This window comes from Arthrobacter sp. P1_A5, from assembly GCF_056406825.1.
The window spans coordinates 1-10,931 of sequence record NZ_JBFTZL010000127.1; the positions used below are offsets into that span (position 1 = coordinate 1).

Here is a 10,931-nt window from a genome sequence, read left to right on the forward strand (position 1 = left end):
GGCCCCATCATCACCGAATACCGCAAGCATGGTTTCACCACCGCCATCGACGACTTTGGTGCCGGTCATGCAGGGCTGGGGCTGCTGGCCGATTTCCAGCCGGACCTGGTCAAGATCGACATGAAGCTCATCCGGGGAATCGACACCAGCCCGGCCTCCAGGCTGTCGTTGCTGGCATCGTCGGCATCGCCAAGGAGCTCGACATCACGGTGCTCGCAGAGGGCACCGAGACGGAGGCGGAGTTCCGGATTCTGAAGGAGGCCGGCATCCGCTTGTTTCAGGGATATTGGTTCGCAAAGCCGGCCTTCGAGGAGCTTCCTCAGATACAGTCCGTGCCTGTTTCTGACGCCACCGCTGTCGCTTAGCGGCCCTACCTATCGAGCGAGTGCGCCATGGCCTGGACCAGCGACTCCTGCAGCCAGGTGGTGAAGTTGTACACCAGGGCCAGGTAGCTTTCGACGTCCTCGGCCTGGGCCCAGTCCTGCATGAGGTGGATGTTGTCGGCGTCGGCGTCGTCACGGATGTCGAGGCGTTCGGCCAGCACCAGCCGGACATCGTTGAGCGCGGTGGCCCAGTGCCGGGCGTCGTCCGGGGTCAGGACGAGGTTGTCCCGGTCCAGGCTCAGTGCGGCCGCCTTCAGCGCGCCGATCTTGCTTTCGCGCAGCGACCGCTCGGTGTAACGGCGGAACTCCAGGGAGGCGGCGTCGTCGTTCTTCATCACGTTCGGCAACAGCCGCCGCATGGCGCGGTCAGAGGGTTCGCGGGCTTCGGTGTCAAGGCCCACCAGGGCCGCCAGCGGGTCCTCGTTGGCGCGCTGCTCCGGCTCCAGCATGGAGATGACGTCATCGAAAAGGCTGCGCAGCAGCTCCCGCTCGGCCGGCTCCAGATGGCCCTTGATGCCCTTGAGCCCGTACTTGAATGCCTTAGCCACGTTTTCCCTTGCCTTTGCCGGAACCGCCCGCGGTGCCGCCGGTGGCCTTTTCCACCGTCGCCCAGAGGCCGTAGCCATGCATCGCGACGGCGTGCTGCTCCACCTGTTCCTTGCTGCCGTGCGCCACGATCGAGCGGCCCTTCTTGTGGACCTCCATCATCAGCTTGTTCGCTTTCGCCTCCGAGTAGCCGAAATAGCTGCGGAACACATAGCTCACATAGCTCATCAGGTTCACGGGATCGTTCCAGATCACGAGGTTCCAGGGGACGTCCGGGGCGGTCAGGACGTCGCCGGACGTCACTGTTCCGGTCTGGGTACTCTCCCGTGTGTCGGGGCCGAGCGCAACGCTGAGGGTCATCTGTCCATTCTATGGGGATGCACACTAGAGTGAATTTGTGAGTACCTCCGCTGGCTGGGACCGTCCCCGCACGTCCCTGTACACAGACCACTACGAGCTGACCATGCTGCAGGGTGCCCTGCAGTCCGGCGCGGCGCACCGCAAATCGGTCTTCGAGGCCTTCGCCCGGCGGCTCCCGGACGGGCGCCGCTACGGCATCGTGGCAGGCACCGGCCGCCTCCTGGAAGGGATCGCGAACTTCCGCTTCGGCGAGCCGGAACTGGACTACCTGCGCCGGACCAAGGTGGTCAACGACCAGACACTGGAGTACCTGGCCGGCTATAGCTTTTCCGGCGACATCTGGGGCTATCCGGAGGGTGAGGCTTACTTCCCGAACTCCCCCGTGCTGATCGTTGAGTCCACGTTCGCCGAGGCCTGCATCCTGGAGACCTACCTGCTCTCCGTGCTCAACCACGACTGCGCCATTGCCTCCGCCGCCTCCCGGATGATCTCCGCGGCCGGGACCCGCCCGTGCATCGAAATGGGATCGCGCCGGACGCACGAGGAATCTGCGGCCGCCGCTGCCCGGGCCGCGGTCATTGCCGGGTTCGACAGCACCTCGAACCTGGAGGCCGGATTGCGCTACGGGCTGAAGACGGTGGGCACGGCCGCCCATTCCTTCACGCTCCTCCATGACACCGAGCGGGAGGCCTTCGAGGCCCAGATTGCCGCCTTTGGGCCGGACACCTCCCTGCTGGCGGATACGTACGACGTCGAAACGGCCGTCCGCACCGCCGTCGATCTCGCCGGGGACAAGCTGGGCGCTGTCCGGCTGGACTCGGGCGACCTCGTGGCCCAGGCCCAGTGGGTGCGCCGGCTGCTCGACGAGCTCGGCAACGACCACACCAAGATCGTGGTGACCTCAGACCTCGACGAATTCGCCATCGCGGCGCTGGCGTCCGCGCCGGTGGACTCCTACGGCGTGGGCACCTCGCTCGTGACCGGGTCCGGGGCCCCGACGGCGAGCATGGTCTACAAGCTCGTCAGCCGTACCGACGACGCCGGCGATTTCATCTCCGTCGCCAAGGCCGCCAAGAACAAGGCCAGCAAGGGCGGCCGGAAGTACGCGCTGCGCAAGCTCAATGAGCGCGGGACCGCCACGGCCGAAATCGTCGGCGTCGGCCATCACCCGGAGGACGACGGCAACGACCGTCCGCTGCTGCAGCAGTTCGTCAAGAACGGCGAGCTCCTCCCCGGGTGGACGGGCCCGGAGGGGGTCCAGCGCGCGCGCCGGCGCCACGCGGAAACCATGCGGGAGCTTCCCGCGGTGGTCAACCGGCTCCAGCGCGGCGAGGCGGCCATCCCCACCATCTACGAGGAGGACTGAATGTCCCGCGCCTTGATCATCGTTGACGTCCAAAACGATTTCTGTGAGGGAGGTGCCCTGGCTGTCCCAGGCGGGGCAAGCCTGGCCGGGGAAATCAGCGAGTACGTTGATGCCCACCACGGCCAGTTCGACCACGTCGTGGCCACCCAGGACTGGCACATCGATCCGGGTGAGCACTTCTCGGAGAAACCCGATCTCGTGGACAGCTGGCCGCGGCACTGCGTGGCGGGCACCCGCGGGGCCGAACTGCATCCCGATCTTGATCCCGAACACATCCAGGCGTACTTCCGCAAGGGCCAGTTCGCCGCGGCGTACTCCGGCTTCGAAGGGCTGCTGGCCCCCGAGGACGACGTCCCCACCGGTGACCGCCAGCCCGGCGCCATGCCCGTTACCGGCGCCGGAGGCCCCGGAGACTCCGGAGACTCCGACGACTCCGACAACACAGTGAGTCCCKTCGCGGGCAGTGATTTCGCCGCTGGCGAGGACGCGATCGGGCTGGACGACTGGCTGCAGAGCCACGACGTCGAGGACATCGTGGTGGTGGGCATCGCCACGGACTACTGCGTCAAAGCGACCGCCCTGGATGCCGTCCAGGCCGGCTACTCCGTCACGGTGCTGCGCGGCCTGACGGTCGGCATTGCCGAAGACCTGGACGATGCCGTGGCCGAGATGGAGCTCGGCGGCGTCGATGTCCTCTGAGCCAGTAGACTCGAAATCCTTGCCCCCATCGCCAGTCTTGCCATATCGACAGACCCGTAGAACCCCGGAGTACACCATGAAGAAGACCCTGACCGTCCTGATTGCCGCCGGAGCGCTGCTCGGCGCGGCCGGCTGCTCTGCCACGCCGCAGCTGACCAACGAGGAAACCTGCGCCCGGGTCAAGACCGTGGTCTCCGCCCAGTCGGCCACATCGGACAAGACCGGCATGACCCGGGTCGCCAACCAGCTGCGGCCCATCAAGGCGGCGGCATCCGAGGACCTGCGGGCCCCGCTGCAGACCATCATCGAATACTTCGACGAGTCAGCCAAGCCCTCCCCGGACACCGCCAAGCTCGAGGACATGAAGGCCGACTACACCGCGGCAGGCCAGACCTACGGCCAGGTCTGCGGCGCCGGCCAGTAGCCGAAGCAAAGTTCAAAGCAGAGTAAACAGCAGAGGGACCAGTTCACAGTGAACTGGTCCCTCTGCTGTTGCCCGGCGCCTATTGGCCTGAGCCCATAACCCTGTGCCCTTAACCCCGTGCCATAACCGCCTGCGCGGGGCTACTTCCGGCCGATGAACCAGTCCTGGAGCTTGCGCAGGCGGGTCTGCAGCTGTTCCTCGTTGGCCTGGGCGACGGCCGGGCCGCCGCAGACGGTCCGGAGCTTGGTATGGATGACGCCRTGCGGGGTCCCGGTGCGGGCAGACCAGGCCGCGACGTTTTTGGCCAGCTCGGTGCGCAGGTCCATAAGCATCCGGTGGTCCGGCACGGCCGGGGCCGCAGCCGCGGCTGCCTCAGTCTGCGGGGAGCGCCTGTTCTTCCGGTTCAGCTGCTCGTGCTGGCGCTGGCGCAACAGCGTGCCGACCTGTTCAGCGTCCAGCAGTCCCGGGATCCCGAGGAAGTCGAGCTCGTCCTCCGAGCCCACCTCGCCGCCGGTGCCGAATTCGCCGCCGTCGAAGAGCACCCGGTCAAAGGACGCCTGGGAGTCGAGGGCCTCGAACTTGCCCTTCATCAGGGAATCGGAGGCCTTCTCCTCGCGGTTCGCCTCGTCCATGAGCGAATCCTCGGGATTGAAGAGGCCGTCGCTGTCTTCCTTCTCCGGGCGGTCCAGGGCGTGGTCGCGCTCGGCCTCCATCGAGTTGGCCAGGGCCATCAGCTGCGGCACGGAGGGCAGGAAGACCGACGCCGTCTCGCCGCGCTTGCGGGCACGCACGAAGCGCCCCACGGCCTGGGCGAAGAACAGCGGGGTGGAGGTCGAGGTGGCGTAGACGCCGACGGACAGCCGCGGAACGTCGACGCCTTCGGAGACCATCCGGACGGCCACCATCCAGCGCTTCTCGCTGGCGGTGAATTCCTCGATCTTGCTGGAGGCCTTCGCGTCGTCGGAGAGGATGACGGTGGGCGATTCGCCGGTGATCTTCTTCAGCTGGCCGGCATACGCGCGGGCGTCCTCGTGGTCCGTGGCAATGACCAGGCCGCCGGCATCCGGGACGCTGCGCCGGACCTCGCTGAGACGCTTGTCCGCGCCGGCCAGGACGGCGGGGATCCATTCGCCGGCCGGGTTCAGCGCGGTGCGCCAGGCCTGGGATGTGATGTCCTTCGTGACGGCCGACTCCCCGAGCGAGGCGGCCATCTCGTCCCCCGCGCTGGTGCGCCAGCGCATTTGGCCGGAGTAGGCCATGAACATCACCGGGCGGACCACGTGGTCGCGCAGGGCCTTGCCGTAGCCGTAGGTGTAGTCGGCCTTGGAGCGCCGGATCCCGTCCCGGTCCTCGGCGTACTCCACGAACGGGATGGGCGAGGTGTCCGAGCGGAACGGGGTGCCCGTCAGGGAGAGCCGCCGGGCCGCCGGGTCGAACGCCTCACGGAGGCCATCACCCCAGGACAGGGCCTCGCCGCCGTGGTGGATTTCGTCCAGGATCACCAGCGTGCGGGCGGCTTCGGTCTTGGCCCGGTGCAGCATGGGCTTGCTGGCCACCTGGGCGTAGGTCACGGCGACGCCGATGAATCCGCGGCCGTGCTGGCCGTCGGCATTCTTGAAGTTCGGGTCGATCGCGATGCCCACCCGGGCAGCGGCGTCGGCCCACTGGCGCTTGAGGTGGTCGGTGGGTGCCACGATGGTCACGCGGTTGACCACTCCGGAATCGATGAGCATGGACGCCACGCGCAGGGCGAAGGTGGTCTTACCCGCGCCGGGGKTTGCGACCGCAAGGAAATCCTTGGGATGGGTGCTGAAGTAGCTGTCCAGCGCCTCCTGCTGCCAGGCGCGCAGCTTGGGGGCGGTGCCCCAGGCGGCCCGCTCGGGATAGGCGGGGGGAAGCGTGGGTCCGCCGAAAAGTGTCTCCGTCATTAAGGCGCCCTCCATCCGCGCATGGCTGCAGCCGACGGAGAAACCCAATTAAGCACAAAAACACCAATCTTTTTGGATGGACCGTAAGGCAGTACCCGGACAGCATGGACCGGCAATCAGGAAAGCAGAAAATCAGGGGCACGACGGCGCGCCGCCATAGGGAAGCGCCGTCCGAAGACGGCTAACGGAACCTGTTGGTTCCGTTGATTGCCCTTTACTTGTCGCCGGAGCCCTTGCCGCCGTCGTTTCCGGGGCGCAGGCCCTCGTAGACTTCCTTGCATTCGGGGCAGACGGGGAACTTCTGCGGATCCCGGCCCGGAGTCCAGACCTTGCCGCAGAGCGCGATCACCGGTTCACCGGTCAGCGCGGATTCCATGATCTTTTCCTTGCGCACGTAGTGCGAGAAGCGCTCCCGGTCACCGGGCTCAACTTCCTGGCGCAGTTCCTCGCGCTCGATCGTGGCCGTTGACGTCCCGGCTCCGGAGAGCTCGCGCATCGGATCGTTTTCGAGAGGATCGGTCATGCTAGTCATGACACCCATCTTAGCCGTTGGAAGGGCGCTGCCGGACCTGCGGGGTGCCGGCGGCGGGGCCTAGAGGCCCTGCCAGGCGGGTTTGTGGTCGTAGCTGTGGCGGTAGTAATCCGCCAGCCGCAGYGACGACGCCGCCGCCTCGTCCAGGAGGATGGTGGCGTGCGGGTGCAACTGCAGCACGGAGGCCGCACAGATGGCGGCGACGGGGCCCTCCGCGAGGTCCCGGACGGCCTGGGCTTTTTGCGCACCGGTGGCGATCAGGATCACGTGGCGGGCATCCAGGATGGTGCCCAGGCCTTGGGTCAGGACGTGGTGCGGCACGTCGGCCAGGCTGCCGAAAAACCGTGCGTTGTCCCGGCGTGTCTGCTCGATCAGGGTCTTGATCCGCGTCCGGGACGCCAGCGACGATCCCGGTTCGTTGAACCMGATGTGGCCGTCCGTTCCGACGCCGAGGAGCTGAAGGTCCACGCCCCCGGCATCGCGGATGGCATCTTCGTAGGCCCGGCAGGCTGCGGGGATGTCCGCCGCCGCGCCGTCGGGCACGTGGACGTTGGCCGGACTGATGTTCACCCGTGCGGTGAATTCGCGGGCGATCACCTCGCGGTAGGACTCCGGGTGGCCGGCCGGCAGCCCCACGTACTCGTCCAGGGCGAAGGCGCGGACCCGGCTGAAATCCAGGCCGGCGCGCTCGTGCCGCGCCGCCAGTTCGACATACACCGGCAGGGGCGTGGAACCGGTCGCCAGGCCCAGGACGGCGTCGGGCTTGCGGCGGAGAAGGGCCTCCACCGCATCCGCGGCAAGCGACGCGATCTGTTTGCTGCCGGGAAGGATGACAACTTCCATGATCCTGCCTTACTGGCCTACCTGGTGTCCGAGTCTGCGCACTCCCAGCATGCACCCGTCAGCGGTTGACGGCCAGTTGTGCCAGCAGCTCCGGCGCCCGCCGGTCCAGCCATGCTCCGCCGGTCCGGACACCGACGGCGAAGAGTGTGAGACCAAGCACGGGTCCGAGGGCCAGCGCGATCCAGCCCGGCACGGAGCTCCCAGTGATGAACTGCGCGGCCACGAGCGCCGCCTCGGGAGCCACGAGGACCAGAAGCACGGCCATGCCGCCGAACTGCACGGCGAGGGTCTGGGCCACGTTGCCCGGCGGCTTCTTGAACGGGCTGTCCCCMGGGAGCGGGACGCTCACGGTGTAGCGCGCCGAGATCACCGAGGCCAGGCCCAGGCCGGTGAAGAGAACGCCGAGGCAGAGGCCCAGGACCGCGGGCAGCTTGTCCCAGTCGCCGGTGAAGAAGAACGGCCCGACGCTGAACAGGACCGCCACCGGCAGCGCAAAGCTCAGGCATGCCAGCGCACGGCCGAGCCGGTCGTCGGCGCCGCGCACCCCCGTTGCTACGTGCAGGGCGAAGGCGGTGCTGTCATAGGAGACGTCCGTGGAGATCGACCACGCCAGGAGGAAGGCCGTCAGCGGCCCGACGAACTGGAACGGGCCGTAGAACCCGCTCTGGCTGCCCTGGAAGAGGAACAGCACCGGCAGGAGCGGAACGACCACGAGCGCGCCGGCGTAGCGGGGATCGCGCAGCCAGTAGTACAGGGACCTCGCGGCGACGGCGGCGGCCGGTGTCGCCGGGAGCAACCCGAACAGGCCCGTGCCGCCAGTCCGCCGCTTGGATGTCCCGGCGTAGGGCGGGGTCACCAGGGCGCGCTGCAGCAGGACCTTCCACGCTAGCGCCAGCCCTGCCAGGGTGGCCGCGGCGATGAGGAATTTCACGGTCGCGGCCGCGTAGCTGCCGGCAGCCAGCTCGCCGCCGAGCGAGAACGCCGCCCCGGCCGGCGTCCAGGACAGGGCCCGGGCCAGGCCGGTCAGGAAATCGCCGGAACCGGCGATTCCCCTCGCGATGCCCGCCACGATGGGTCCCGTGAGCACGAGCGGGATGAGGAAGGCGACTGAGCTGATGTCCTTGAAGCGCCGGGAGCTTGCCAGTCCGGCCGTGGCCGTGGTCACGACCTTGGAGAGAACGATGCAGCTCAGCACGCCCAGCACGGCACCGACGAGGGCGCCGGCTGCGGCCGGCAGGCTGCGGGACCAGGTGCCCACCGTGGCGAGCGCAACGAGTGAGGTGGCGAGACCTGGTATGCCGATCAGGCCGCCGAGCGCCAGCCCGGCCAGCAGCTGCGGCATGGGCACGGCAAAGGTGGTGAACCGGGCAGGGTCCAGCGTCATGTCCGCGGCGGAGACAGCGACGGGAATGACGGCCCAGCCCAGCAGCGCCGTGGCGCCGCCCAGGACCACCACGGTCTGGGCGAGTTCAATCTCCACCCCGCGCAGGACGAACAGCCCGGCCACGCAAACAGCCACGATTCCCAGGGCATACAGGGCGCCGATCCCGAGGCCCACCAGCTGCCACGGGCTGCGCCGGACGCTGTTGCGCAGCAGGGTCAGCTTGAGCCTCAGAAGGTGCGCAACCATTCGAGCCCTTCCGTGTGGTTCCGGCCGCCCACGAGCTGCACGAAGCGGTCCTCGAGGGTGGCGCCGGCGCGGACTTCCTCCACAGTCCCGGCGGCGAGGACCCGGCCGCCCGCGACGACTGCGACGTGGTCGCACATGCGCTGGACCAGGTCCATGACGTGGCTGGAGACGATGACCGTTCCGCCCGAGGAAACGTAGCGGTCCAGGATGTCGCGGATGTTCGCCGCGGAGATCGGGTCCACCGATTCGAACGGCTCGTCGAGGACCAGCAGCCGCGGGGCGTGGATCAGCGCCGAGGCCAGCGCGATCTTCTTGGTCATGCCGGCGGAATAGTCCACCACCAGCGTGCCGGCGTCATTGGCCAGGTCCAGGGCAGCGAGCAGTTCCGCCACCCGCGACGCCACCATTTCCCGGTCCATCCCGCGCAGCAGGCCGGCATAGGTGACCAGCTGCTCGCCGCTGAGGCGGTCGAACAGCCGGACGCCGTCGGGCAGGATCCCCATCAGCTTCTTGGCCTCCAGCGGATGCTGCCAGACGTCGACGCCGTGGACCAGCGCGGTGCCGAAGTCCGGGCGCAGCAGGCCGGTCGCCATGGACAAGGTGGTGGTCTTGCCGGCGCCGTTGGGCCCGACCACTCCGTAGAAGGAGCCGGCCGGAACGTCCAGGCTGATGCCATCGACGGCGATTTTGTCGCCGAAGCGCTTGGCGAGGCCAAGCAGGGACAGGGCAGGAACCGGCGGCGACGACGGACCGGCCGGGGCTGGCTGTCCCTGCTGGCCAGGGGGTTGGAATGTCATGACGCCAGACTAACCGCCGGACGGCGCGAAAAGGATAGTCCGCAAGGCGTACGTTTTCACTCGCGGGAACCGGCACAGCTGTTTCTGGAATGAATGCGGTTCTGGAATGGATGCCGGTTCTAGAACGAATGCCGGGGCAGGGCGCGCTCGTACTGCGGCGGCCACGCGAGGTCATGGCCGAGCTCAAACGCGGCCCGCAGCCACCAGTGCGGATCCCGCAGGGCGGCACGGGCGATGAACACGCCGTCCGCCTGGCCGGTGGCCACCGCGTGCTCGGCCTGCCCGGCGGACGTCAGGAGTCCCACCGTGCCGGTCCTGACCCCGGTTTCGCGCCGGATCCGGGCGGAGAACCCGGTCTGGTAGCCGGGGCCCACGGGAATCTGCTGGTGCGCCACGGCCCCGCCGCTGGAAACGTCCACCAGGTCCACCCCGCGCTCGGCGGCGGCAGCGGCCATCCGGACCGAGGCGTCGGCCTCGATCCCGCCCGGCGCCCAGTCCGAGGCCGAGATCCGCAGCAGCAGGGGCATGGAGTCCGGGATGACCGCGCGGACCGCGTCCACCACGGCAAGCGTCAATCGGTTCCGGCCCGCCTCGTCCCCGCCCCAGCGGTCCGTGCGGTCGTTGACCAGCGGGCTCTGGAACTGGTGCAGCAGGTAGCCGTGCGCGCCATGGATTTCGATCGTGTCGAACCCTGCGTCGACGGCCCGCACGGCGGACGCGGCGAAATCGGCGATCACGCCGTCGATCTGCGCTTCCGTCATGGCCGACGGCGGCGCGTAGCCGTCGAATGCGCCGGTGCCAGGACCCACGGTGTCCCAGCCGCCCTCGGACGCCGGCACGCTGCCCAACTTGCCCGAGAACGGCCAGTAGGAGGACGCTTTTCGGCCTGCGTGCGCCAGCTGGGTGCCGATCTTGGTCTCCGCGGTGCCGTGGCGGTGCACGAAGGCGGTGATGCGTTCCCAGGCTGCGGCCTGGTCGTCGTTGTAGAGGCCGGCGTCGCGGGGGCTGATCCTGCCCGCGGCGTTCACGGCGTTGGCCTCGGTGAGGACCAGGGCCGCTCCCCCGGTGGCAAAGGAGCCCAGATGCATCAGGTGCCAGTCTGTGGGCACGCCCTCCCCCGTTTCCGGGTCGCAGCTGTACTGGCACATCGGGGACACCCAGCCACGGTGCTGCAGCCGCAGGGACCTCAGATCCAGCGGCGCGAAAAGTGCCGATCCCACTAGAACAGCACCCGGGCCAGCCCCTGGCGGGCCTTGGCGACGCGGTCGTCGCCGGTGCCGACGACGTCGAAGAGTTCAAGCAGCCTCACCCGGGCGGTCTCCCGTTCCGGGCCGAAGTTGCGGCCAATGAACGTCACGATCCGGCCAAGGCCGTCCTCGATGTGGCCGCCGGCGATATCCAGGTCCGCAACCCCGAGCTGGGC

At 68.4% G+C, this 10,931-nt stretch carries 12 protein-coding genes and 1 pseudogene; 4 read left to right on the forward strand and 9 right to left on the reverse strand.

All coding sequences use genetic code 11. The features are described 5' to 3' along the window. Positions 1 to 45 precede the first annotated feature (45 nt). Positions 46 to 365, forward strand: a pseudogene (locus tag AC1D1S_RS15295) (EAL domain-containing protein). A 5-nt stretch (positions 366 to 370) separates the two neighbouring features. On the opposite strand, the gene AC1D1S_RS15300 reads toward AC1D1S_RS15295, so the two are convergent. Together AC1D1S_RS15300 and clpS are read right to left on the reverse strand one after the other, a co-directional pair. Further along, entirely contained in the window at positions 371 to 931 is a 561-nt protein-coding gene (locus AC1D1S_RS15300) for a DUF2017 domain-containing protein (protein WP_243181272.1), read from the reverse strand. After that, entirely contained in the window at positions 924 to 1,289 is a 366-nt protein-coding gene (clpS, locus tag AC1D1S_RS15305) for an ATP-dependent Clp protease adapter ClpS (RefSeq protein WP_243181271.1), read from the reverse strand. The genes AC1D1S_RS15300 and clpS overlap by 8 nt, the downstream gene beginning before the upstream one ends. A gap of 37 nt (positions 1,290 to 1,326) precedes the next feature. Here clpS and AC1D1S_RS15310 point away from each other — a divergent pair, with 37 nt between their 5' ends. The 3 genes from AC1D1S_RS15310 (at position 1,327) to AC1D1S_RS15320 (ending at position 3,778) form a co-directional block, all read left to right on the forward strand. Then, complete coding sequence (locus AC1D1S_RS15310) at positions 1,327 to 2,655, forward strand: nicotinate phosphoribosyltransferase (RefSeq protein WP_476994838.1); 1,329 nt, start codon at positions 1,327 to 1,329, stop codon at positions 2,653 to 2,655. Next, complete coding sequence (locus AC1D1S_RS15315; protein ID WP_476994839.1) at positions 2,656 to 3,354, forward strand: isochorismatase family protein; 699 nt, start codon at positions 2,656 to 2,658, stop codon at positions 3,352 to 3,354. A 76-nt stretch (positions 3,355 to 3,430) separates the two neighbouring features. Further along, entirely contained in the window at positions 3,431 to 3,778 is a 348-nt protein-coding gene (locus AC1D1S_RS15320) for a hypothetical protein (protein ID WP_223915998.1), read from the forward strand. A 140-nt stretch (positions 3,779 to 3,918) separates the two neighbouring features. On the opposite strand, the gene AC1D1S_RS15325 is transcribed toward AC1D1S_RS15320, so the two are convergent. From AC1D1S_RS15325 to AC1D1S_RS15355, 7 genes are all read right to left on the reverse strand, one after another. Continuing rightward, a complete protein-coding gene (locus tag AC1D1S_RS15325) occupies positions 3,919 to 5,706 on the reverse strand; it encodes a DEAD/DEAH box helicase (protein WP_476994840.1) in 1,788 nt (595 codons plus the stop codon). A gap of 214 nt (positions 5,707 to 5,920) precedes the next feature. Further along, positions 5,921 to 6,238, reverse strand: coding sequence for a DUF3039 domain-containing protein (locus AC1D1S_RS15330; protein WP_370122952.1), 318 nt, complete (start codon positions 6,236 to 6,238; stop codon positions 5,921 to 5,923). Positions 6,239 to 6,298: 60 nt separating this feature from the next. After that, positions 6,299 to 7,081: a glucosamine-6-phosphate deaminase gene (gene nagB / locus AC1D1S_RS15335; protein WP_476994841.1), complete on the reverse strand. Its 783-nt coding sequence runs from the start codon at positions 7,079 to 7,081 to the stop codon at positions 6,299 to 6,301. A gap of 58 nt (positions 7,082 to 7,139) precedes the next feature. Next, positions 7,140 to 8,711 carry a transporter gene (locus AC1D1S_RS15340; protein WP_476994842.1) on the reverse strand — a complete coding sequence of 524 codons (1,572 nt, stop codon included), beginning with the start codon at positions 8,709 to 8,711 and terminating at the stop codon, positions 7,140 to 7,142. Continuing rightward, the gene (locus AC1D1S_RS15345) at positions 8,693 to 9,508 is read right to left on the reverse strand and encodes an ABC transporter ATP-binding protein (protein WP_243181266.1); all 816 of its coding nucleotides are present in this window, start codon (positions 9,506 to 9,508) and stop codon (positions 8,693 to 8,695) included. The genes AC1D1S_RS15340 and AC1D1S_RS15345 overlap by 19 nt, the downstream gene beginning before the upstream one ends. A gap of 119 nt (positions 9,509 to 9,627) precedes the next feature. Next, a complete protein-coding gene (locus AC1D1S_RS15350; protein ID WP_243181265.1) occupies positions 9,628 to 10,728 on the reverse strand; it encodes an NADH:flavin oxidoreductase/NADH oxidase in 1,101 nt (366 codons plus the stop codon). Beyond that, a partial coding sequence (locus AC1D1S_RS15355; protein ID WP_476994843.1) for a tetratricopeptide repeat protein occupies positions 10,728 to 10,931 on the reverse strand: 204 nt, incomplete at its 5' end. The genes AC1D1S_RS15355 and AC1D1S_RS15350, both read right to left, overlap by 1 nt.

Excerpts from the sequence above, each read along its gene's own strand:
- clpS (WP_243181271.1), bottom strand. The coding sequence starts at position 1,289 with ATGACCCTCAGCGTTGCGCTCGGCCCCGACACACGGGAGAGTACCCAG.
- AC1D1S_RS15320 (WP_223915998.1), top strand. The coding sequence starts at position 3,431 with ATGAAGAAGACCCTGACCGTCCTGATTGCCGCCGGAGCGCTGCTCGGC.
- AC1D1S_RS15330 (WP_370122952.1), bottom strand. The coding sequence starts at position 6,238 with ATGACTAGCATGACCGATCCTCTCGAAAACGATCCGATGCGCGAGCTC.
- AC1D1S_RS15345 (WP_243181266.1), bottom strand. The coding sequence starts at position 9,508 with ATGACATTCCAACCCCCTGGCCAGCAGGGACAGCCAGCCCCGGCCGGT.